Source organism: Paenibacillus sp. J31R98 (assembly GCF_056269245.1).
The window spans coordinates 334,965-357,201 of record NZ_JBWDNO010000002.1; the positions used below are offsets into that span (position 1 = coordinate 334,965).

Genomic DNA, 22,237 nt, shown 5'->3' on the forward strand with positions numbered 1-22,237 from the left:
CAATTAATAAACACAAAACATGGAGGTTTTCAAATTATGAGTAACACAGTTGCGTTGATTACAGGGGCATCTTCGGGCATAGGTAGAGAAACAGCACTCGAGCTAAAGAATAAAGGATTCACGGTTTATGCAGCAGCACGGCGCATAGATAAAATGCAGGATCTTGCTAAAAGAGGCATTATCCCCATTGAATTAGATGTAACCGATGACGAATCCATGGTGAATTGCGTCAATACGATTCTTAAGAAAGAAAGCAAAATCGACATTCTGGTTAATAACGCAGGATATGGTTCATACGGAGCAGTTGAGGATGTATCCATGGAAGAAGCAAGACGCCAAGTGGAAGTAAATGTGTTCGGGCTTGCGAGAATGATCCAGCTTGTTGTACCGAGCATGAGAAAAAACAGAGCCGGGAAAATTGTTAATATCTCCTCAATGGGCGGTAAAATTTGGACGATGTTCGGCGGATGGTATCATGCGACTAAATTCGCAGTTGAAGGTTTCTCGGACAGCCTCCGTCTGGAATTAGAACCGCTTGGTATTGATGTCATTGTCATCGAGCCAGGGGGCATCAAGACAGACTGGGGTATTATTGCCGCAGAGAACCTTAAAAAGGTGTCTGCAAAGGGAGCATATGCTCAAGCGGCTAATAAAGCGGCAGACAGTATGATCAAGAATTATAGAGGTAATCAATTATCGAAGCCGGAACTAATCGCGCGGACGATTGGTAAAGCAGTCACCGTCAGAAAGCCTAAAACACGTTATCTGGTAGGTAAATTTGCCAAGCCAATGGTTTTCATTAAAAATGTTTTTGGAGATCGTGCCTTTGATCGAATTATCAAAAGCTTCAGCTAATGTAAAGTTAAATCAAACGCGAGAAATCAGAGTGATGGATTATGGCTAAACGTGCGATGACACCTCAAGCAAAGGCTTTGAAGGCTGGGGCCATTCTGGATAAAGCGTCAGAAATGTTATTGTCCTCCGAGTATGAGCAGATCAAAATGTCCGATATAGCCAAGCAGATGGACCTGTCAAACGGCATTCTCTTTGTGTACTTCAAAACCAAAGAAGCATTATTCTTTAGCCTCTTGTGTCGGGAGTATGAGAAAAGGTTTGAGCGTCTGACCGATATGGCAAGAGAATCGCCTATCATGGATTTCGACGACTTTAAGACTCTCATCATGAATGAACTTACCGAACTGATTGACTGCAATCCCCTGTATGTAAGATTGGAATCCATGCGTACGGCGGTCTTCGAGAAGAATGTAGATGCCGAAACCATGCTAAATCGGAAAATGAATCTTTACAAGCTGTTAATCGATTTCGTGAGTATTGTTTGTGAACATCATTTATTATCACAAGCGGATGTGCTGGATATTCTTCAAGCTGAAGCATCCATCATAACCGGCTGCAAATTATCTGCTACTTTGTCTGCGGAAGTTATACGCATTATCGAACAGTACGAACTGGAAGGACTTAAACGTGATTTTAAGCATGATGTTCTCTCTACCATGAACCATTATTTGAATGGGTATATTGGAACTAGAAGATGAATCTTGAAAAGAGGCTGGAGGCATGATACAAATCAGGGGATCAACAGCTGTTGTAGTGGGAGCGACGGGACTGGTCGGACGCCAGCTAGTCCATATGCTTCTCAATCACCCGTCGTACAACCGCGTGATTGCACTTGTAAGGCGAAGAATCGGCTTATCTCATCCAAGGCTGGATGAGCGGATTGTCTCCTTTGACCGTCTGGAGGAAGAAATAGACGAGCAGCTATTGCGGGACGCTGATGTTTTCTGTGCGCTTGGAACAACAATCAAGCAAGCGGGCAGTAAAGAAGCATTTCGCCAGGTTGACTATGTGTACCCGCTCGCCCTGGGACGTGCAGCTCGGCGTTCTGGAGCAGCAAGCTTCGTTGTAATTACAGCGATGAGCTCGTCTGCTCAGTCAAAGTTTCTCTATACTCGCGTTAAGGGAGAGCTGGAGCGTGACTTGGCAGCCCTCGGTCTACAACGCCTTGTCGTGATAAGGCCATCCTTGCTGCTTGGGGAGCGCACCGAGAAAAGGTCTGGCGAGCGAATACTCATTATGTTGTCCCGGCCTCTCGGAGCATTAATGATTGGATCCCTTGCTAAATATAGGGCTATCGACAGTCGGGATGTCGCCCGTGTGATGATTGCGAAGGCCCGGGGCGAAGGTCCAGCTGTTGAAATTCTGGAGTCGGACGTGATATCATCACTCGCTGGATCACTTGCTGCAGTCCAACGAACTCATCTCTTATAGGCAAACACCAATAAAGGCGGAGAATGGTGTGATCCCTTCTCCCTCTTCTGGGCGAACCCGGGGTTCGCCCCCGTTGGCGTCAAAGACGGAGTAGCACGACGTCTGAATCTACCATAGTTGGCTGAGTATCTGAGTGGCTGAGTGGTGTAGGCTTCTGATCAGGACAATAATGACCGTTAGCATCGATTATTTAGATTCAAGCTTTCATGCGGACATTAATGTCCATAAGCGAGGTAATTGTCAGAGAAAACCGTGAAATAACCACTCTAATGGTCATTGGTGACCGTAAAAAGATTGGATGTACTATATTCTTATTCTAATGGTCAATCTTGACCATTAGGCAGTCCGATAACGCTATTGTAATGCCCTCACCAACCGAAATAATACGCAATGTAGTAAACAAAGCACAAGATTGCCCCTGCTATCGGCAGCCATATCTTTGGTGCCCGCAACTTCCTGTGTTTGAAATAGGCGACAATATTAAGGATCAGACCCGCTAAAGGGATCAACCCCGCTTTGTAAAGTATGATGCTTGCCAGCCCGATCCAAAAGCCGAGCCAAGAAAGTGAAGGCGCTTTTGAAGGACGCAGCGGTTTGTACGATAAAGGTTCCATGTCATCTTCCCTTCCTGGCAGCGCTACCTAGTTGCATGATGAGCGCCTGCTCATCGCTTGAAAGGCATGACTCGTAACGCATTGCTCCAGCCATCGAAGTTCAAGACCGCTGTTCGCTGCTTCAGGGAAAAAGTCCGTGAACAAGTGATGGTATGGCCTCAAGTTTCCGCCTTTGTGCTGTCCAACATTGTACCAGCCGGTATCTTGAGACAACAGAACTCGATCACCGACGCCGCAGCCCAGCAACTGACTTAGCAGATCCACATGCTCCTCATACGTCCCCGGCAGAATCGAGTCGATGGATATCCAACCTCCTGCCTCCGCAAGTCGTTTGTACACATCAGTGACTTTGAATGTTTGTGCATGCACCCAAATGAACCGTTCTTGGTCGAACTTCGCCAGTTTCATGATCTCGTATGCGTGCAGAGCGACATCATGGCCTATCGTATGGCACTGAATCGGCAGGCCGGTTTCCAATGAAGTTCGCATTGCGGCATGGAGGATCTTCAGCTGCATGTCGTCGATGACCGTTCCGTCATTCAGCGCGATTTTGATAAAACCCGGATATACTCCGCTCTCACCGATACCCTCCTGCGCTTCCCGAATCCATATATCGGCTAGATCTCGTTCTGTCATCTCATAAACGATAGGTGCTAGATACGGCTTCTTATAAAAGCCGGTATTCGTGATAAGATGGACTCCGGACAGTTCCGACAGCCGCCGCAAAATGTAAGGATCCCTTCCCAAGTACTCTGGTGCACAGTCCACCATCGTGCTGCATCCCGCTTCCTTCAGCTTCAACAAATACGGAAGGATGGACGTGACTACCTCGTCACGGTCATACATATCCGGCGTAAGCTTCCCGTCTTCCACAAACCCTACGAGCACATGCTCATGTTCCAATATTCGTCCAGCTTCCTGCGCAGTAATGAGACCTGTAACCGTTTGCAGCAACGACAGCACCTCTTCTCTCTTCTTGGAAAAATATGTTCATAGTTATTATCACATCAATTACATCATTTTGAAAACAACTGCACAAAAAAAGCTATCCGATTAACCGGATAGCTAGTTTCTATTTCGAAAATACCCATCTAAATAGTTGTTCATTGTGGAAAGTGCATCCTTCTTAAAATCACGTATTAATCCTTCCAATCCGTTCTTCTCAATAATCTCTACCACTTCCGCAGGTAAAGTCGCAGATAACTTGCATCCCGTTATAATGGAAGCTTCCGCTTGAAGAACATCGATTACATCATTCAGCGTTAATACTTGATGTTCACAAATGATGTCCACCAAATCTGTGATCATTTTGTATATCCTAATTTTCTGATTTAACATGGTTTCAGCGTCTACATTTCTTTCAAAAACCGCCGTACGCATGGATTCCAACCTTATATACAAGGGATTATGGTCAATCAGTTCTTGAAGCTCAGTCATGATCAGATTCTTGAAATCAGCGAATTCTCTGATTGGCAGCTCACGAACCATAACCGTCATGCGTGCAAACCTCTTCTCATACTCCCTACACAGCAAGCTGAAAAACAATGCTTCTTTCGTCTTAAAGTATACAAAGAGAATACCGTTTGAAATCCCCATCTGTTTAGCTATATCGGACATTTTAATTTTTTCATATTCGGATGAAAGGAACATCTCAGCCGCTTGATCCAGAATCGCCTGCGCTTTTAAAGCTTTTGCTTCTGGTGTCATCGCACGCTTTGCCATCGTTACATCACTCCATTTTGATTCATTCTAATCCCTAATTGATTCGGAGTCAAACTGAACATAAACAGCCATCCCGCAGCAGCGAAATGGCTTAATAAACAGATCTATATAGTCATTTCGTCCGACCACTGGTTTACAAATGCCTTGAATTCTTTGCAACAAAGTGGCTTATAACCTTCTCAACCGGTGAATCGTCCATAACACTCAGGTACTCGTGACAGATTAGTTTTCTCTTCTGCATTCCGTAGTAATCTAGCAGCGCTTGCTCCAAAGTTAAACCATGTTGAACCAAGAATGAAGGCTCAAGAATTCGTCGCATAATCATTTCATCATCTAATATGAAGATCGCAGAGTTCACTGGATAAAACACACCTTGTTCCGCTCCAAGACGATACAATTTATCGAGTTGTGTTAGGCGATAATTCTGCGCAGCAACGATCTCTTCATACAAACTTGGGTTATACGTTCTGAAGCCATTGACGAAGTGTTCTGAGAAATAATAGTTAATCATCAAGGATTGTTCGAATGATTCTTGATACCGTTCAAGGATCGACTCTGACACCTGAGTTGAGATTTCCTTATTGTTATGCAGATATTTCGTAAAATTCACGACGACCAAGGCTAGGATTTCATCTTTGGAAGAAAAATATTTATACATCGTCACTTTGCTTACTTCCATGTATTTCGCCATATCCTCAACTCTCATGGAGTTAAGGTTATCCTTGCGGGAGCGAATAATGAGACGGTGTATCATTTCTTCACGCGTCTGATCGCGTTGCTCTTCTTGCATATCTTACTTCCCCCTTGTTAACTATCGAAGTATTATAACACAATTCACAGATTATATGTACAGAATAAACGTAATTAACTAATTTTATTGATTTAGTTAATTGCGTTTGGTATTGTAGTCTTTAACAATAAGTCATTACACTTGAACAGAATGGAGCGAGATCATTATGCAACCGTATAAAGTAATCTGTCATATGTTAACTTCATTGGACGGGAAGATTAACGGCAACTTCGCGGAATCACCGAGCTCTGTCTTTTTGGGGCAAGAATACGAAAGAATCCATCTGGAATATAAGCCTAAAGCGTGGATTTGTGGTCGAGTTACTTTTGAAGAACATTTGACCAAAGGCAATCAGGTAGATTTATCAAACTATCAGGATGCCTATGTTTCTCGCGAGGACTTTATTGCGGGTACAACCGCTGCAGCATACGCAATCTCCATTGACCCTTCAGGTAGATTAGCATGGCAACATGGCACGATAAGCGATGATCTCGAAGAACGCAAGGGACATCACATCATCACGGTACTAAGTGAAGATGTAGGCAATCCGTACTTGGCACATCTTCAGGCAATCGGAGTTTCCTATATATTTGCGGGAAATGGCACGAAATTAGACTTGAAATTGGCACTTGATAAAATAAGCCGGTACTATAACATAACCGAATTCATGCTCGAAGGCGGCGGGTATATCAATGGCTCCTTCCTAAGCGCCGGGCTAGTAGATGAATTAAGCATGATAATAGCTCCAGTAGTTGAAGGAACTACCGGTTCAGTTTCTCTATTTGAATATGGTGACAATCCACTTTGGAATGAGATCGAGTTTACACTTGTCAAAGTAGAGCCTCTTGAGAATAGCGGATTATGGTTGCGTTACCGATTGAACCGGTGAAAATTCTAACAAAAAGCCGCATTGCTTTATCGGCAATGCGGTCAGCGTGAAGTGAAAGCCTCTTGTAGTGAAACCCAAGTTTTTCAAGAGTGCAAAATCCGAACTCTCAGCAAGGAAATCGGTCGATTGCTGCTCTGAGAGTGCAGTTTCAGCACTCTCATTTGACTGTCGAGGCCTTCTCGACAGCCCGACCGGATTTCCTTATCGGCAAAGCGGTAATTGTTCTATCAGCTGTTCCAAATCCATGTCCAGCATTGAGTGAAGACGAGTGTGATACTGCTCGAAAGTTAAATCCTTTGTAATCTCATTTGGTACAATCACGGTGTGTACTTGTGCGGTTATTGCGGATTTTGCACCATTCGGTGAATCTTCGAAAGCGATTGCTTTGTGAGGCGGAAGGCCGAAATGCTCTAATACGCTCAAATAAACCTCCGGGTCAGGCTTCACCTTGTTCACATGTTCATGTGTTCGGATACAATCAAAATAACGGACGATGTTTAGCTCCTCCAAGTTTGGCATCACCCAGTCAGATGGAGCACTAGACGCAAGACCAATCTTCAATCCGAGCCTCTTAGCAGATTCTAGATAATTCATCACACCTGGGCGTGTATGTACATGTTGAATCATCAAGTCGTACTTTTTTTTTCGAAAAGCTCTTAATTCCTCGCGATTTAAAGGCTTTCCCACACATTCTTGTAAATACGAATAGGGGTCAAATGCGTTCATATGCCCTCCTATTCTTTTGCAATATAATTCAAATGGCAGTTCAAACCCATGTTCTCTGAATACCTCTTGAAACGAATAATACTCATAGGTTTCTGTATCCCGTATCAAACCGTCAAAATCAAAAATAACGGCTTCAATCATACTTGCCGCCCCCCAGCTAAGTTTTTTGAGCAATCAGAAAACGATAGCCACCATCATATGTATCACACGATCGTAAATGCCCATATTTGTGATCCCACACTCCTGATAACAAATCACTCTCTAACCTTCTCAATATTGGCTGTAGAACATCATCTGGACAATTAGCGAGCGGTGACACACCTGCGCGAAAATCCTCTTCCAAATAAAAATCGGGGTTCCTCCATCCGGCAACAAAGAAACAATCTTCAATGTCGTAGGGGACTTGAAAGTCAATTACTCGCACTTCATTGTTCGTAGTGTTTCTAAGTAAATTCGCGATTTCTCCTATTGGCTTGTAGGCATGATAGGATTGCATGATGATTGGCATAAAATAATCTTTCAACCAACATTGATTATCTGGACATAGACGAGGATCAGCGAGGAAGAGGACCAGCTTGCCATTCGTTCGTAGCACACGAACCATTTCTTTACAAGCTCTCTCAAGATCGAAGAAGTGGTGGATCGCTAAGGTGGATACAATACCATCGACTGAGTTATCCTCTAATGGCAATTGTTCTGCAACTCCTTCCATCCATTCTAATTTCGGATGCCTCTTCCCCGTTTCCCGCATGATCTCGGATGGCTCCACGGCTATAACTTCAAACCCATGTTTAGCAAGCTCGATGGAGGTCACGCTCACCTCAACTAGGAGTTTCCTTTTATATATTTTTGAGTAGCCATTGCCCGTAACCAAGCCAGCTTTCCTCTTGTTCCGGTTTTGTCTCTCGCAACTTCTCATAAATAGCGAGTGATAAATCCATTCCGTCATTTAGCTTAGCAAGGTACTCCATACACTCTTGATGAGTTCTTAGGTTAAGCTTGAAGCTCAGATATGCCTCTGCTCCAACAACAAAGTATTCTTCAGGCCCACTGTTATATTCCGTAATCAATCTATGGTATTGCTTCTCGAATTCATGATCATATTTCCGCCGTTCTTCTTGGCTTTCCTGAGCAAGTTCCGAATCAGGAAAACCATGCAAAGATTCGTGCAAACAGAGACAGGCGATGTATTGTGGAAGGGATGAAGCCCCTTGATGGCTAGGGTGTATCACCATCCCTCCTATCGGTAACTGGAAGGCGATTGGCTTAATATAGGTAGACAAGAACACTCTTGAACAGACAGACTGAGAAGCTCCAAGAAACAAGTCGATTTCTCTTCTCATTTCCTCAAGAGGATATGTCTGATTCATAACAGTGCTGTGCTGTTTAGCCAGCTCCTCTAAATACGGCTTCACTCTGCTATTCCAGATTATATCGAGCTCCAAATCCTTCAGCATCTGGAAACATTCTAGGAAAAGCTCACGATGAGGCAGCAAGAAGTGCAGGTTTGATTGATGTAGATTGGCATTATTCGAGAACAAAGAGATTACTTGATCCAGTCTCACGATTTCGAGTCGGGATAGCTCTGAACAGAGCTTTGACATGGAGATTACGCTTCTTACTTGAGCAATCAATGAAGAGCCGTTTTCTCCGAGTTTGTCCGCCCATTTTGCCATCACGTCTAGATAATGTTGGTTATAGAACGGATCACTCGAGAGCGCGTTTAATAGAAGGATCATGTCAAAAGCCTCGTTGGTTTCAAATGACCACGCTGTACTCAACGACTTATCACCTCATTGTTTGTAGTCTGTGAACAAACGAATCCATTCCATCACCAGTTACGTGTTCGTGTTTTACTAGTTAATAAGAAACTCCATAAAGATGTGTGTCTCGTTAACTGCTTTCATCTTTTTAAATCCACACTTTTCATAACACCTTACAGCGCTATGATTATCAGTAGCTGTTTTTAAAACGATACTGTTAGCAATCGCATTCGCTCGTATAAATGCTTGAAGCAATTGAATGGCTTGTGTAGCGATGCCCTTATTGCGGTGTTGACTGCTTCCGATGAGAATGTCCATACCAACTACAGCCAATTGAGCATTCATCTCATAATGTCGCTTCTCTTCAATAGTAAGCTCATAATATTGCAGGTAACCAACTGGATTACCGGAATACTCGATGATACATGGGATTTTCTGATCCGTTCCGTCTACTCTTGCTTGATATTTCTTAATGACTCTTTCCATTGTATAGTAATCATTCGGGTTGCTGTAATTCCTCATTACTTCACGATCTTTCCGCCAATCCAGCATGTACGAATAATCGTCTGCCGTCATTCTCCTAAGGAGCACTTCACCATCACGAATCATCTCGATCACGCCTATCATAATCAGCTCTCGATAACTCATAATGAACCAAGTCTTCATAGATGCCAGATTCCAAAATTTGTCTTGGGTTATTCTCTACTGCTCGCATCCCGAGCTTCTGCATGACCTTATACGATGCCGGGTTTCTTGCCATTGCAGCTGCCAATATCCGGTGTAAATTTAACACGTCAAAACCAAACTGCACGATCCTTCGGGCAGCCTCTGTCGCATAGCCTTGTCCCCATGAAGAATAACCGACCCAATAAGCGAGTGCAGCTTGATTCTCCTCTTTATTTATTCGCAAGCTGATACATCCAATAAGAGAATTATTTTCCTTATCAATAATGGCAAAAGAAAAGAGATTCCCGCTCTGTGATGCAGTCCGCGTACGTTCGATCCATGCTTCAGCAGCACCATCCGGATAAGGGTGTGGAATGGAGAGTGTGGTACTTGCTACTCTTTCGCTCCCCGCCAGATTCTGAACCTGCTTCGCGTCTGAGAGTTCAAATAATCGAAGCTTTAAACGATCGGTTTCCAATTGAAGCTCCATATCTTTCACCCCATTCGATTTCATTGAACTCCAACTATGATTAGTGTAACGATGCAATTTCACTGCTTAAATTCCACGACTCTTCTGCCAATTCAAGCAGTACCTGTGCGACTGACAATAGATGTGTGATTTTCTCGTTCTGGTTTACTTGATTCTCTTGTTCTAAGTTACTAATCAGCTTGTCAATTACCATAATAAACCGAAGCGACGCACTCGCAATAAACCCGAACTGAGCAAGCCTGGAATCTCCGTCCCACCCTACATTTCGAAGTCCTTGCACATAGTTTAGGAACAACTCTCTCTTACATTCCTCTACCTTATTAATCGGGATGATATTCTTGATCAATGCATACCCAAACATTCGGCCGAGCTCTTCGCCAACACCAGAGATGCTTGCAAATTGCCAATCGATTGCGACTAAGGTATCGTTGCCATTCAAATTCTCTATCATAATGTTATCCCAATGAACGTCTTGATGGGCAAATACTCGGGGCAATAACGCTAATGTCTCCAGCAAGCAATCTACTCGGGTTCGATTATTATGATAAAGCTTCCATATCGAGGGACTACCGATTTGATCTTTCAAACGAGATTCCCAAATCAATTGCTGCTCTTCAATAGGTTTTGCGTAAGCAGTACAGACTTCTACCCAAGAACGCATCCAATTGTGGCATAAGGAAGCTTCAGTAGGGACAGGCGTTCCGGTTAAGTAAGCGCCATTGAATTGACCAAGTAAGTAGGAGATTCGACACATGTGCGCGAGAGTCCAATCAACATGCATGGATTCAAGAGCAATATCTTCGAGCCAAATCCATATATCCCCGCCATGCTGCTCATCTACTGCGTAGCAGATAGGCGCCTTGATACCAAGTGGTAACCGATCAAGAATTCTTGATTGATAGACCAAAGCTTCTCGTTTCCAGTAATAATAGTGCTTGGCATCATTTCGCATAGGGTCGGGTTTTAAGATTTTGAGAATCAAGGTGTAAGTTTGCTCTCTACCTTTATCGCTGTCATGAACCCTACAAAATACCCTATAGACCGCGCTTTCTCCCTTGTTTTGTCCAAGCGGGCTGCAATGCCAATCTAATAACTGTAGAGATTTTGATGGCTCATTTCGCCGTAATAGGGACTGTAAGTACTCAGGCTCCAACCTAAATTCAATTCCCGGCTCTACTGTTTTCATCTCAATTTGACCTCTTCCCCATCAACCTATATACCAATAATAACCAGTTGGGCAACCGATGTCAGTTAAAAAAGCAAAAAAAGCCGCAAGAGCGCGGCTTAAATTTGTTCAAAGCTACTACGTTTAACGGCCACCTTATCTACTAAGCGCTCACATAATACTGCGCCTGCGCATTCCACAGTTCAGCGTACTTCCCGCTTCGGTCAGCTAACAGCTCCTCATGGGAACCGCGTTGGATAAGCTGTCCCTCGTGAAACACGGCTATGTCATGGCAGAACCGGCAGGACGAGAGCCGGTGGGAGACGAAGAGGGCTGTTTTGTCGCCGATCAACTCATTGAATCGGGAATAGATTTCGAACTCCGCGATCGGATCTAGTGCTGCTGTCGGCTCGTCAAGTACCACGAACGGCGCATTTTTGTACAGCGCTCTTGCTAGAGCCACCTTCTGCGCTTCGCCTCCAGATATTTCTACGCCATCGTCAGAGAAATCCTTATGCAAGTGGGTACCAAGCCCTTCTGGCATACTCTTAAACTTCTCTCCAAATCCAGCAAGAATAAGGGACTCCTCTGCCACATCTGCGTCGTAGCTCTCCGAGGCGGCAACGTTATGCCCCAGCGAGAAGGAATAGAGTTTGAAATCTTGGAACACGACACTGAACACGCCCATATAGGCTGAGTAGTCATATTCCTTAATATTAACTCCGTTTAACGTGATAGCACCTTCCGATGGTTCGTAAAGCCTGCAGAGAAGCTTAATCATTGTCGTCTTGCCGCTGCCATTCAAGCCAACAACTGCCAGCCGCTCACCGATATTAAACTTCATGCTTAGGTTCTTAATAGCATAGTTTTCGGAGCCGGGATACTTGAACGACACATCATGAAACTCAAATTCCAGTCCTTCTTGCGGGATTTGCTTGTTTCCTGCGCTCTTCTGCATATGATCTGGCAGGTCAAGGTAGTCGAACAATCGGCCGAGATACTGGTTGTTCGTAATAAAGTTACCTAGCACCGAGACAAGCTTCGCCAGCGCACCGACTGCGCCCGTAACCGCGCCGATATATTGAACCACGCTGCCTAACGGATACATGCCATATAGCGCACGCAGACCGATGAAGAGATAGACGCAGCCGCCAATCACGGCATTAATAGCTGCTGCCAATGCATTGTTACGTCCGAATAAGTCAAAGATTCGATACCAGTACTCTGCTCCAACCGATTTATTGTAGTGTTCTTCAATCGCAGGCGCTTGTTTATAGAGGCGAATGTCCTTGGCGGCATTCTTGGCACTCATATATTCGTTAAAGAAATGCACGTAAGTATTAGACTTCGGATTATCCTCGAACACCTTCATCTGAATCCGCTCTTCCCTCTTCTTCAGTACATAGGTAAACGGAATGATGAGCAGGATGAGAACAACCAGCAACCCCGTTGCAACTGGAGAGGTGACGAACGTCTTCTCATAGGAAGAAGTAGATGTAAACATGCCGATTAACAGGAAGATCGATGCCACCAGTTCAAAAAGAGGCTGAAGCAGCTCCGGCAGACTGTGGTGCAAGCGCATCACGCCAAGACCGTTGCCGTTCGTCTTCGCTTCAATATCCGCTAACAGTTCATTATTATTCGTATCTTCGACTTGATCGTAATCAAGCTGCATATACCGTTGTCCCAGGAAAAAGTAGAACCGCGCCCATAGCGTGCTGTTCAAGGTCGCAATCTTTCGCGATACTACGGTATTGAGAGTCGAGAACAAGAATGCGAGCCCTACTGTAAGAACGGCGTACAACGTAATGCGCCCGGTGTCTCGAGCACCTGCCAGTTCATTAATGATCTGGGCTGACAAGTAGAGCACCATTAATGGCTGCACGGCTCTAATAAAGGATGAAACGATAGTTAGCGGAATATAGCCCGGTGTTAGGCGATTTACAATGCCGTATCCCCGCTTCAGATTACGCCAAGTGGAGCGCTTCTTCATTATCGGCTACCTCCCCGTCCTTATAGTAATGAGATTGCACATTAAACATTTCGGCATATTTGCCGCCATTTCTCATAAGTTCGTCGTGCGTGCCGCACTCGGCGATGCCGCCGCCGTCAACTAACAGAATCCGATCGCAGAATCGCGTACTTGCGAGCCTGTGCGAGATGTAGATCGATGTTTTGCCTTCCGTCAATTCGGCGTAACGCTGATAGATTTCGCTCTCAGCGATTGGGTCGAGCGCAGCCGTAGGCTCATCCAAGATAATAACCGGAGCGCCTTTATACAGCGCACGCGCCAGAGCCAGCTTCTGCTTCTCTCCGCCTGAGAGTTCGATTGCATCGCTGTGCACGCGTCGGACTAGAAGAGTCGCCGCCCCCTTCTCAAGACTGTTTACCTTTTCCATAAAGCCTGCATTCACAAGGCATTCCTTTACCAACACATCGTCTGTCTGATCAGGCGGCAGCTGGGATACATTCCCTGCTATATCACAGCAGAACAGATGGATATCCTGAAACACCGTACTAAAGAGCGAGAAATATTCATCTCTGTTATAGCGCGTTATATCGACGCCCCCGAGCGTAATCTCGCCGCTTGTTGGCATATACAGTCCGCATAAGAGCTTGATTAGCGTCGTCTTCCCCGCTCCGTTTGCTCCGACAATTGCAATACGCTCTCCCGGCTTAATATCCAGATCAATATCGTAGAGCGTCGGCTCCTTGGCATCTGGATAGGTATATCCAACGTTTCTTAGCGTAATCGCAGGCGGCAGCAAGTCGCCGGACGGCAGCTTATGGCCAGCGCCTGTGTTTGATTTATCTGGCACGTCCAGATATTCTCGGATATCCGACATCTCGCTTAAGGAGCGAATGAGCTCGCTGGAATGTCTCAATATGCCCGATAACCAGCCTGCAAAAGCGCCAATTGCCGCAAAAACGAGCACGAAATTGCCCAAGCTCATCTTGTCGTTCAACAGCAAGTAAATGAGAAACGCATATGCGGCGCCGTCTCGAATTAGGCTGAGGCCAGCATCTGAGAGTTGAGCTTTCATATCGCCGGTCGCGACTTCTTTTTCTTTGGCCGTACTCGCTTTGAGCACGCTCTGAAACACACCTTGGATCAAGCTGCTTAGGTCATACAGGCGTACATCTTTGCCGCCCGATTGCTCTTTCGATACCCTCTGCATATACCACAGCTTGCCCTGAAGCTTGGACCGCTCTTCGCGAGTGTCCTTCTCAATCTTGCGCGCACGGGAAAGCGCCAGCCAGTTGATCCCGGCAGAAACGGCGAGAACGACAATGATTAAGGGGTTTACCGTAACAATAACTAGGCCATATGTAAGAAAACCGAGTACGTTCATCAATAGCTGCGAAATGACTCGCGGTACGTTGGACGCTGGAGAATGATTGCTTTGCATGGCGCGCCATGCCTTCTCGCCCTTCTTGGCGTAGCCGGGACTCTCCAACACTTCGTAATCCATAATGAGATGCTTGTGCATCGTGGTTTGAAGGTGCTTCAGAATGCTGATGGTTCCTACAGATTCATTGGTGATGAGGTCAGCGTAGCTCTTCACCCCGCTTAGCACGGCCAGAAGAAGCGCCAAAGCACCCACTGACCATATAAATTCACTTGGCGTGACACTTGCAGTAATATTGTCGATCACAATTTTTGGCATGAGAATACTCACAAAAGGCAGACCGACTCCAACAAGCAGCGAGATGACACAACAAATGAGAGTAAGCGGCCTTGCCCGCCAGTGCAGCCGCATGGAGTAACTAATGTTTGACCATGCGGAATACACTGCTCGTTTCTCTGTTGACACTGTAAAACCCCCTTATGGTAGTTAGGCTTTGCTGCAAACGAATACTGCTGTGCTTAGCCCGAGTTCAGCTTAGCACAGCCGTGACTCTCAACCTATCAAGTATCAGTTGAGTTACAGGCTGCGATAAAATTCAACTAACAGTGGAATTTACAACCAAAAAGAATTTCGCGGTCATTGCTGCGTTGACCTGCCATTCGTATTAAAAAGGCAGCCGGTTGTCCAGCTGCCAATTCGCAAACTTTAACCAATCTTCGAGAACAGACAGGTATCCACCAACTCTTTCCCATCTGCCGACACATCTTCATTCCTAATAATCCCTTCTAATTCGAACTTCAATCGTACTGCGATCTTCTTACTTCTGTCATTTCTGGTGTCACATCGTATTTCAAGTCTTCTAGCCTTCAATTCACGAAATGCGAACTCACATAACCCTTGAACAGCTTCAATCATATATCCGTTGCCACTATGCCGTGTATCGATCCAGTAACCGATCTCAAACTTACGCACTTCCCAATCTATGTTGTGCAAGCTTGTCGTCGCAACGAATTGACCTGTCTCTCTTAGAAACACAAGAAATCTTAGATCCTCCCGACTCAGGAATCTGACTTGCGCTTCTCTAACTCTAACTTCTGTATCATACTCGGTAATTGCATGTTGTACCCACTTCAACCATGGCTTGAATTCCGGCAACGATGCGTTGATCGCTTGATAGATAGCTGCACCATCCCCAGGTTTCGGGATTCTAAGCAACAACCTATCTGTACAAAACTCATCAGGGAAATCTATCATAATCGGATTCATAAACATCCCCCTACAATTTAGCTTTGATCATAAACCGCTCCGAAGTTGTTCGAATGCCTTCCTCCGTCTGATTCTCCTCAATAAACTGCTGCAGCAGCTTGAAGTCATCTTCGTTCTGCCCAAAGTCAGGCATAATTGGCGTGTGCTTCAATAAGAAAATCAAATCTTCTGCCGTCTGGTAGTACTCGGTTGTGCTTATGTCGGACGACTGAATGTCGCTGAACCCCGCCTTGCTTAACTGGTTCAGATAATGCTCCTTTAACGTACCCGCCTTCGTCCCAAAGGCCTGACCTCTACCGAAAGCCTCTTTCAGATTAGCCTTGTCGTTCTCACTGACTTGCTGGGTTAAGAATACGCCGCCATCCGCTAGAACTCTTACAACTTCATCCGCATAGAACTCCGAGTGCCTGCACGAGACAATGTTGAAGAAGTTCTCCGGGAACATCAAACTCTCCGCTTCCATCTGCAGAAATCGCACATTAGGCACGCAAGATTGAACTGCATTTCTAGTAGCCGTTTCGATCATCCCGCTCGACTGGTCGATTCCAACCAAGAGAAGTGCAGAATCAGCTGCAATTGTGAGAATTGCTTCCCCACCGCCAGTGCCGATATCGAGCAAAAGATCATTTTTCCCGCAGGATCTCTGGACTTCGCGATACAGATCAGGCTTCTCTCCGACAGACACGCATTTTACGCTGCTGAAATCCCATCCATTGACCACGCCGACCTTGTCATAGAACGCTCTATAATCAACGATACTCATTCGTCTCCGCCTTTCGTATCTGCGCTTTCAAGATCAATTTATATCACCAACATAGCAAGGCTTTGAGTTGTTGCCACTCGCGACAGCAATTAATTGAGGCACTAGAGCTTTGGGATAGAATCGAAAGCTTGCTATCTCTTGTACATCTATCCATTCCACTCCGATTTGGTCCGGATCTGGATGAGGGGGAGCTTGAGGGATTACCTGGTCTCGAGCAATACTGCATGAGAAGATCGGACTGACAATATGCAGTTCGCTGTTTCCTTCGTCTCTTACATGATTGCCGCTTATAAATTCTCTTAGGAATAATAGCTCTTGGACATTTACGAGTATCCCTACCTCTTCAAATACTTCACGTCGAACAGCTTGCTCCATCGTCTCGCCGAACTCTTGCTTGCCGCCCGGGAGAATGTAACAAGCCTCTCCGTCGTCATCTATTTTCTTAATCGTTAGAATCTTATGATTCTGGATAATGACAGCTTGAACGCCTACGCTGATTTTCATTGAGGTGTCACCTCTCGCAATGAGATATCCTCCCATTATAGCAATTCAAGAAAATTCTGGAAACAAAAAAGATGCAATGTCGAGGTGACGTTGCATCCTTTTCTGTCTATCATTCTACTTTTTTACTAATCTCTCCAACAGCTCAATAATACGCTCATCATTCTTCGCGCGACGCTTCAGATTATAGCTAATGCCATTTAACCCAATGAGGAGTATCACCATGATGAGAAATAATAAGGTGTTCATCAAAGTAAGATTTTCCATCCTATCTCACCTCTCATATACTTACTGATTTATATTCCTCACAACCTGAATAATCTTCTTCAAATCCTTATCATAGGTGAAATAATACACCTGCTGCTCATCAACCTTATACAGCCAGAACCCATCTCCTGAACTGCCCGACGTCACGCTGTTGTTATTGTAGAGCCCCAGCGTTCCGTTCATGTTAATAGCCTGGTTGCTGCTCGTAACAGTGCTGCGCAGCTCCTGCTTAAGATTCAACATTTGATACAGCAACACGACAATTACGGTGAGCAATGCGGCAACGACAATGGTATTACTGTTCTTCATTTCGGGTCTCCCTCACAAGTTACTCTAGCAAAATAAGCTTCAGCTATGAGCAACATTATAGCAGGATAACTAGATTTTGGTAAATCGACCTCAAGCCTCACGTGCCTTCCACCAGCGTATGGACACGTATACCGTTAGCAGGAACACGAGATAAACAGCTATCGCGAGCAGCAACGATTGCCAGCCTGATGCGACACTGCCACCGATGAAGGCGAACACAAGCATCCCCGGGATCTTACCAAGCAGTGAAGCGCTTGCGTAGCTCAAGAAGGGGATCGATACGACCGCAGCATAGATATTGACTGCTACTTGCGGCACTATGGGCATCAGCCTTGCGAGGAGAATCGAACGAAACGGATACCTCTCCACCATCACGGTCCATCGCTCCGTTAATTGATAGCGCCGCAGCATGGCTCGTCCACGTTCACGCAGCGCATAGCGAAACAACCCATAGAGCAGAAGCGCAGCTACCCATGCTCCGATCAAGCTCATTAACGCGCCAAGCAGAGGTCCGTAGAGATAGCCCATCGTACCGATTACGACACTGAACGGGATAATGGGTATGCACGCTAAGCCGATGACCAGCAGCAAGAGCAGAAGAATCGGCACATCGCCGTCTCTCATCCAAGCAAGCAGCTCCGCCCGGTTACTCCATACGGCAACGATGACAATGATATAGAATGCAATAAGCAGCAAGCGTTTCATGCCTAACCTCCTCCTTCCTCTACATAGCAAAAGACATCCCGAGCCCGAGCGAATCAACGTACTGCTCGAATGGGATGTCTTCTGGCCCTTTCACGGGTGCTAAGTTATAGTGGTTTGCGCATATTCACATGCGGGATATTCGCATCAAGGAACGGCTCATCTGATACGGTCGAATACCCAAGCTTCTGATAGAATCCTTCAGCCGTACACTGTGCGCCGAGGAATGATGCGTTATAACCAGCCGCCTTCGCATCCTGCTCCATCACGTCAATCAGCTTCTTGCCGACGCCGTGCCCGCGATACGGCAGCAGTACGGCAATACGCTGCATCTTCGCCACGCCAGGCTCATATTCTTTCCATCTGCCGGCTGCGACAGCTTTGCCATTGTCCTTCACGACAAAGTGATGACACGACTGTGGTGTATCATCATATTCATCCCGCTCCAAATCAGCAGGCACTTGCTGCTCATTAACAAACACTTCGAATCGTACGGCAATTGCTTCTTCAAGCAGCTCGCTCGTCGTTGCTCTTAAATATTCCACGAATGATACCTCTTTCGGGTGATAATGGTAATGGGATCTCATTGCATCTATTATCTTGCCGCGCTGCTGCCAGCGCCGTTCATGACCGACAATAAGGACTGCGCAGCTTCCCCAATGAATGGCGTCACTTGCCCATGCTCAGAGCCGGAACCGGATACGAACAGATGCAGCTCATGCATCGCACGCGTGCATACCGTATAGAACAATCTCCGTTCGCGCTCCAACTGATAGCCTGTTACAGCATGATTAGATGCATCATACACCAGAACGGCATCAAACTCTACTCCTTTTGCCAGATATGACGGAATCACAACAATTCCCGGGGCAAAAGTCGACGTTTCCCGCTCTATCAGACGAATCGGCAGCTTCTCCTTTAGCGCTTCATAAGCTTCTGCGCTTTGTGCGGCTGTTTTGCAAATGACGGCAATCGTTCGATTGCCCTCGCCATTCAGCTTCTGAATACGCTCCTCAATACGGGCGTGTAGTTCTACCCCATTCGCCGCAAAGCTCAGCGTTGGCTTCGAGCCGTCACGGTTGAACGGCTGTATCTCTTCGCCGCCCGGTATTAGCGTGCTCGTGAACTCCACGATTGGCCGAGTTGAGCGATAGCTCTGGCGCAGCACAATCGTCTCGGTCTCTTCAGCTGGATACAGCGCAGCTAACGCACTAAATCCCATCATGCCATCTGCCGCCGTGTGGGCATTAATGGATTGATTCAAGTCCCCAAGCGCCGTCACCCGGCTGAATGGGAACAGTCTCTTCATATAGGCGAATTGGAATGCCGTATAGTCCTGAGCTTCATCAACAATAACATGCCGAACCGAGGTGTTCGTTTGGAAGCCTCGAATTCGCTCCACAACATACAAGAACGGCGTAGCATCTTCGTATGGCATGACGCGGTTCATCAGCTTCGAGAATGTCCATGCACAGATTTCGTTCCATGCGGCCGGCAATTCTGAACCTTCAACGCCAGCGCCGGCACCAGCACCAGCTTCAGCAGTAAGCAAAGAAGCAGCAAACGCCGGATCCCGGAACAAATTCACGTACGAAGCACGCAAGTCGACAAAAGCAAGCTTACGCAGCCGTGACCGAATCGGCTTGAACTGCTCCGAAACAACGTACTGACCCAAATACTCGCGTTCCCGATCGAAGTCGTCGAACGAGTCGTCACGGCGATTATGCTTGCGGATGCTCTGATGCGCCTTCAAATAGGTTTCTTTGTCGAGCAGCTCGACAGCTTCATCGACCCACTCCTCTTCGAGCGCCGCCTTCTGCCTGTCTCTCAATTGACCGAGAAGCCATTCCGCTACGAGGCGAAGCCGGTTCGGGATCGCGATGCTATGGTCCAGCGCATAGAAGTATTGATGAATGTCCGCTGCGGAGACGAAGATTTCATCACGGAACGCGATGTCACGGAATACAAGACCTTCCGATCCAAGATGAACTAAGTATTGATTAATAAGCGAGACGAAATTCCTCGACGCTTTATATGCAATGCCAACCATGCGCGCATTGTAATCCGGCTCGCTCATTCCGGTCAGTGCATATTCCAGCTGCGCATAAGGATTCTCCAGCTTGAATGACTTGCCAATCCGTGCCATGAGGTACTCATGGAAAGTCGTCTGCTGCATGTTCTCTTCGCCCAGCTCCGGCAACACCGTGGAGACATAGCTGTTGAACATCGGATTCGGCGAGAACAGGACGATCTGATCCGCCTTCAGCATGCCGCGGAATCGGTACAGCAGGTACGCTACGCGCTGCAGCGCAGCTGAAGTCTTGCCGCTGCCCGCTGCGCCTTGAACAAGCAGCAGCCGGCTCCGCTCATTGCGAATGATCCGATTCTGCTCCTTCTGAATCGTGCCGACGATGCTCTTCATCGCAGCGTCGGATTGCTTGCCGAGCACCTCTTGAAGCAGCTCGTCTCCTATGGTTACACCCGTATCGAACAGGCTGCGAATCTCTCCGTCGCGGATTACGAACTGCCGCTTCAGCTTCAATTCGCCGGAGATTGACCCCATCGGCGTCTCAACAACCGCCGGTCCTGGCGGATAATCGTAATAAAGACTGGCAATCGGCGCCCGCCAATCATAGATCAAATAGCCTTCATCTTTCTCATCGCGCAGTGAGGCGATCCCAAGATACACTTGATCGACCGGCTCGCCATTCTCCGCAAAGTCAATCCGGCCAAAATACGGCGCGGACTTCAGCTTCCGAAGTGTGCGCAGCTGCAAGGCAGCATGCCGATGCGTCCGCTCGCGCTCCGAGAGAATCTCCGCTTGCTGCTTCAAGCTCGCATAGGTTTCCGCCATTTCCGCCGAATCCTCGAAATTAACGGTTACGTCATCCCAGAAGTTTTTGCGAATGTCGACCATTTCGGTCTTTGTTTCCAAGGTTGATTCTTCGAGCGAGTCAATCTTGGCTCGAATATGCTTCGTGACATCATTCACGCGCTCTTGTTCCTGCTGCCAATCCTGTGATTTATGACTCACCTGTATTTCCACCCTCTCATGACAGAAAAACGAAATTGATTGTATCAAACCATAATTGGAAAATCAATATGATTCCATCGTTGCCGCTCTAAGCGAAACCTCAATATTCTATGTATTTCGTACTCGACCTATGTAAACCAAGCTCCTCCATTCGCATAAGCGTCAGGAGGAGCTTTAGTTCAATCAGCTACACATTCACTGCAACAGCACCAAACACTTTCGCTTCCTTCTTCGCTTCGGCAATCGCCTTTTCCTTGATCTCAGCCGCATTCTCCGGCATCGCGTTCATGCCCTCAACGAAGATGCCTTTGAAATCCGTGATGCCAATGAACTGCATAATCGTATTCAAGTGTCGATGGCCATTTTCTATTTCTGCTGCAGGACCACCATCCGAATAAATGCCGCCCCGTGCTTGAATATGAATGGCTGACTTGCCTTTCATCAGCCCTACGGCTCCATCCTTCGTGTACTTGAATGTCTTTCCCGTTATGCAGATGGAGTCGATATAGGCCTTCATAATCGGCGGATAGGAGAAGTTCCACATCGGTGTTACGAACACAAACTTGTCTCCGGAGACGAACTGATCCACAATCTCGCCAAGCCTTGCGACCTTCTTCTGTTCCTCAGCAGATAACGAGCCGAATTCCCCGCCGCTGCGCAGCTTGCCCCAGCCGCTGAATACATCCGCATCAATATGCGGGATATCCATCTTGTACAAGTCCAGATGCACGACTTCGTCTTGCGGATGCGATTCTCGATATGATTCAATGAATGCCTGGCCGACAGCCATACTGTACGAAGCCTGATGATCGTGCGGATGCGCAGTAATATACAGAACCTTTGCCATAAATGACGATCCCTGCCTCTTTATTAGAATGACGGACACGTACGTTAGAATGGTCCGGCAAGAGGCGATGGATACTCGCTTAAGTAC

Annotated in this window: 24 protein-coding genes; 4 read left to right on the forward strand and 20 right to left on the reverse strand. The window is 46.5% G+C overall.

Annotated features, from left to right (window positions below):
* Positions 1 to 36 precede the first annotated feature (36 nt).
* From AC0YNX_RS09940 to AC0YNX_RS09950, 3 genes are read left to right on the forward strand one after another with little or no spacing between them, the layout of a single operon-like run.
* Complete coding sequence (locus AC0YNX_RS09940) at positions 37 to 855, forward strand: oxidoreductase (protein ID WP_475815529.1); 819 nt, start codon at positions 37 to 39, stop codon at positions 853 to 855.
* Positions 856 to 896: 41 nt separating this feature from the next.
* Complete coding sequence (locus AC0YNX_RS09945; RefSeq protein WP_475815530.1) at positions 897 to 1,553, forward strand: TetR/AcrR family transcriptional regulator; 657 nt, start codon at positions 897 to 899, stop codon at positions 1,551 to 1,553.
* Between the two features lie 22 nt (positions 1,554 to 1,575).
* On the forward strand, positions 1,576 to 2,286 hold the full coding sequence (locus AC0YNX_RS09950; protein ID WP_475815531.1) for an NAD-dependent epimerase/dehydratase family protein: 711 nt from the start codon (positions 1,576 to 1,578) through the stop codon (positions 2,284 to 2,286).
* Between the two features lie 368 nt (positions 2,287 to 2,654).
* Here AC0YNX_RS09950 and AC0YNX_RS09955 read toward each other — a convergent pair whose 3' ends face one another.
* The 4 genes from AC0YNX_RS09955 to AC0YNX_RS09970 all read right to left on the reverse strand — a co-directional run bounded on the left by AC0YNX_RS09955 (position 2,655) and on the right by AC0YNX_RS09970 (position 5,412).
* A complete protein-coding gene (locus tag AC0YNX_RS09955) occupies positions 2,655 to 2,900 on the reverse strand; it encodes a hypothetical protein (RefSeq protein ID WP_475815532.1) in 246 nt (81 codons plus the stop codon).
* Between the two features lie 27 nt (positions 2,901 to 2,927).
* Positions 2,928 to 3,854: a phosphotriesterase family protein gene (locus AC0YNX_RS09960; RefSeq protein WP_475815533.1), complete on the reverse strand. Its 927-nt coding sequence runs from the start codon at positions 3,852 to 3,854 to the stop codon at positions 2,928 to 2,930.
* A 111-nt stretch (positions 3,855 to 3,965) separates the two neighbouring features.
* A complete protein-coding gene (locus tag AC0YNX_RS09965) occupies positions 3,966 to 4,622 on the reverse strand; it encodes a TetR/AcrR family transcriptional regulator (RefSeq protein ID WP_475815534.1) in 657 nt (218 codons plus the stop codon).
* Positions 4,623 to 4,755: 133 nt separating this feature from the next.
* Entirely contained in the window at positions 4,756 to 5,412 is a 657-nt protein-coding gene (locus AC0YNX_RS09970) for a TetR/AcrR family transcriptional regulator (protein WP_475815535.1), read from the reverse strand.
* Positions 5,413 to 5,578: 166 nt separating this feature from the next.
* Between AC0YNX_RS09970 and AC0YNX_RS09975 the strand changes: the two genes are divergently transcribed.
* Positions 5,579 to 6,301, forward strand: a complete 723-nt coding sequence (locus AC0YNX_RS09975) for a RibD family protein (RefSeq protein ID WP_475815536.1) — start codon at positions 5,579 to 5,581, stop codon at positions 6,299 to 6,301.
* Positions 6,302 to 6,502: 201 nt separating this feature from the next.
* Here the strand turns inward: AC0YNX_RS09975 and AC0YNX_RS09980 are convergent, their stop codons facing one another.
* From AC0YNX_RS09980 to AC0YNX_RS10055, 16 genes are all read right to left on the reverse strand, one after another.
* The gene (locus AC0YNX_RS09980; RefSeq protein ID WP_475815537.1) at positions 6,503 to 7,168 is read right to left on the reverse strand and encodes an HAD family hydrolase; all 666 of its coding nucleotides are present in this window, start codon (positions 7,166 to 7,168) and stop codon (positions 6,503 to 6,505) included.
* Between the two features lie 16 nt (positions 7,169 to 7,184).
* Positions 7,185 to 7,901: a class I SAM-dependent methyltransferase gene (locus AC0YNX_RS09985; protein WP_475815538.1), complete on the reverse strand. Its 717-nt coding sequence runs from the start codon at positions 7,899 to 7,901 to the stop codon at positions 7,185 to 7,187.
* Positions 7,867 to 8,808, reverse strand: a complete 942-nt coding sequence (locus tag AC0YNX_RS09990) for a hypothetical protein (protein WP_475815539.1) — start codon at positions 8,806 to 8,808, stop codon at positions 7,867 to 7,869. Before AC0YNX_RS09990 ends, AC0YNX_RS09985 begins: the two co-directional genes overlap by 35 nt.
* A 75-nt stretch (positions 8,809 to 8,883) precedes the next feature.
* A complete protein-coding gene (locus AC0YNX_RS09995; RefSeq protein WP_475815540.1) occupies positions 8,884 to 9,399 on the reverse strand; it encodes a GNAT family N-acetyltransferase in 516 nt (171 codons plus the stop codon).
* On the reverse strand, positions 9,389 to 9,970 hold the full coding sequence (locus tag AC0YNX_RS10000; protein ID WP_475815541.1) for a GNAT family N-acetyltransferase: 582 nt from the start codon (positions 9,968 to 9,970) through the stop codon (positions 9,389 to 9,391). The genes AC0YNX_RS09995 and AC0YNX_RS10000 overlap by 11 nt, the downstream gene beginning before the upstream one ends.
* Positions 9,971 to 9,986: 16 nt before the next feature.
* Positions 9,987 to 11,132 carry a phosphotransferase gene (locus tag AC0YNX_RS10005; RefSeq protein WP_475815542.1) on the reverse strand — a complete coding sequence of 382 codons (1,146 nt, stop codon included), beginning with the start codon at positions 11,130 to 11,132 and terminating at the stop codon, positions 9,987 to 9,989.
* 142 nt (positions 11,133 to 11,274) lie between these two features.
* Complete coding sequence (locus AC0YNX_RS10010; protein WP_475815543.1) at positions 11,275 to 13,104, reverse strand: ABC transporter ATP-binding protein; 1,830 nt, start codon at positions 13,102 to 13,104, stop codon at positions 11,275 to 11,277.
* Entirely contained in the window at positions 13,079 to 14,926 is a 1,848-nt protein-coding gene (locus tag AC0YNX_RS10015; RefSeq protein WP_475815544.1) for an ABC transporter ATP-binding protein, read from the reverse strand. The genes AC0YNX_RS10010 and AC0YNX_RS10015 overlap by 26 nt, the downstream gene beginning before the upstream one ends.
* 240 nt (positions 14,927 to 15,166) lie before the next feature.
* On the reverse strand, positions 15,167 to 15,727 hold the full coding sequence (locus AC0YNX_RS10020) for a GNAT family N-acetyltransferase (protein WP_475815545.1): 561 nt from the start codon (positions 15,725 to 15,727) through the stop codon (positions 15,167 to 15,169).
* Between the two features lie 10 nt (positions 15,728 to 15,737).
* Positions 15,738 to 16,490, reverse strand: coding sequence for a class I SAM-dependent methyltransferase (locus tag AC0YNX_RS10025; protein WP_475815546.1), 753 nt, complete (start codon positions 16,488 to 16,490; stop codon positions 15,738 to 15,740).
* Positions 16,491 to 16,523: 33 nt separating this feature from the next.
* On the reverse strand, positions 16,524 to 16,994 hold the full coding sequence (locus tag AC0YNX_RS10030; protein ID WP_475815547.1) for an NUDIX domain-containing protein: 471 nt from the start codon (positions 16,992 to 16,994) through the stop codon (positions 16,524 to 16,526).
* A 285-nt stretch (positions 16,995 to 17,279) separates the two neighbouring features.
* On the reverse strand, positions 17,280 to 17,567 hold the full coding sequence (locus tag AC0YNX_RS10035) for a hypothetical protein (RefSeq protein ID WP_475815548.1): 288 nt from the start codon (positions 17,565 to 17,567) through the stop codon (positions 17,280 to 17,282).
* A 90-nt stretch (positions 17,568 to 17,657) separates the two neighbouring features.
* On the reverse strand, positions 17,658 to 18,272 hold the full coding sequence (locus AC0YNX_RS10040) for a TVP38/TMEM64 family protein (protein WP_475815549.1): 615 nt from the start codon (positions 18,270 to 18,272) through the stop codon (positions 17,658 to 17,660).
* A 104-nt stretch (positions 18,273 to 18,376) separates the two neighbouring features.
* Positions 18,377 to 18,814 carry a GNAT family N-acetyltransferase gene (locus AC0YNX_RS10045; protein WP_475815550.1) on the reverse strand — a complete coding sequence of 146 codons (438 nt, stop codon included), beginning with the start codon at positions 18,812 to 18,814 and terminating at the stop codon, positions 18,377 to 18,379.
* A gap of 50 nt (positions 18,815 to 18,864) precedes the next feature.
* Positions 18,865 to 21,303, reverse strand: a complete 2,439-nt coding sequence (helD, locus tag AC0YNX_RS10050) for an RNA polymerase recycling motor HelD (RefSeq protein ID WP_475815551.1) — start codon at positions 21,301 to 21,303, stop codon at positions 18,865 to 18,867.
* Positions 21,304 to 21,490: 187 nt separating this feature from the next.
* A complete protein-coding gene (locus AC0YNX_RS10055) occupies positions 21,491 to 22,150 on the reverse strand; it encodes an FMN-dependent NADH-azoreductase (RefSeq protein ID WP_475815552.1) in 660 nt (219 codons plus the stop codon).
* Positions 22,151 to 22,237: the final 87 nt, after the last annotated feature.

Coding starts and splice junctions, on each gene's coding strand:
- AC0YNX_RS09970 (WP_475815535.1), bottom strand. CDS start 5,412: ATGCAAGAAGAGCAACGCGATCAGACGCGTGAAGAAATGATACACCGT.
- AC0YNX_RS10020 (WP_475815545.1), bottom strand. CDS start 15,727: ATGAATCCGATTATGATAGATTTCCCTGATGAGTTTTGTACAGATAGG.
- AC0YNX_RS09965 (WP_475815534.1), bottom strand. CDS start 4,622: ATGGCAAAGCGTGCGATGACACCAGAAGCAAAAGCTTTAAAAGCGCAG.
- AC0YNX_RS10030 (WP_475815547.1), bottom strand. CDS start 16,994: ATGAAAATCAGCGTAGGCGTTCAAGCTGTCATTATCCAGAATCATAAG.
- AC0YNX_RS10000 (WP_475815541.1), bottom strand. CDS start 9,970: ATGAAATCGAATGGGGTGAAAGATATGGAGCTTCAATTGGAAACCGAT.
- AC0YNX_RS09950 (WP_475815531.1), top strand. CDS start 1,576: ATGATACAAATCAGGGGATCAACAGCTGTTGTAGTGGGAGCGACGGGA.
- AC0YNX_RS10010 (WP_475815543.1), bottom strand. CDS start 13,104: ATGAAGAAGCGCTCCACTTGGCGTAATCTGAAGCGGGGATACGGCATT.
- AC0YNX_RS09945 (WP_475815530.1), top strand. CDS start 897: ATGGCTAAACGTGCGATGACACCTCAAGCAAAGGCTTTGAAGGCTGGG.
- AC0YNX_RS09980 (WP_475815537.1), bottom strand. CDS start 7,168: ATGATTGAAGCCGTTATTTTTGATTTTGACGGTTTGATACGGGATACA.
- AC0YNX_RS10035 (WP_475815548.1), bottom strand. CDS start 17,567: ATGAAGAACAGTAATACCATTGTCGTTGCCGCATTGCTCACCGTAATT.
- AC0YNX_RS10040 (WP_475815549.1), bottom strand. CDS start 18,272: ATGAAACGCTTGCTGCTTATTGCATTCTATATCATTGTCATCGTTGCC.
- AC0YNX_RS09995 (WP_475815540.1), bottom strand. CDS start 9,399: ATGATTCGTGATGGTGAAGTGCTCCTTAGGAGAATGACGGCAGACGAT.
- AC0YNX_RS09955 (WP_475815532.1), bottom strand. CDS start 2,900: ATGGAACCTTTATCGTACAAACCGCTGCGTCCTTCAAAAGCGCCTTCA.
- AC0YNX_RS10005 (WP_475815542.1), bottom strand. CDS start 11,132: ATGAAAACAGTAGAGCCGGGAATTGAATTTAGGTTGGAGCCTGAGTAC.
- AC0YNX_RS10025 (WP_475815546.1), bottom strand. CDS start 16,490: ATGAGTATCGTTGATTATAGAGCGTTCTATGACAAGGTCGGCGTGGTC.
- AC0YNX_RS10055 (WP_475815552.1), bottom strand. CDS start 22,150: ATGGCAAAGGTTCTGTATATTACTGCGCATCCGCACGATCATCAGGCT.
- AC0YNX_RS09940 (WP_475815529.1), top strand. CDS start 37: ATGAGTAACACAGTTGCGTTGATTACAGGGGCATCTTCGGGCATAGGT.
- AC0YNX_RS09975 (WP_475815536.1), top strand. CDS start 5,579: ATGCAACCGTATAAAGTAATCTGTCATATGTTAACTTCATTGGACGGG.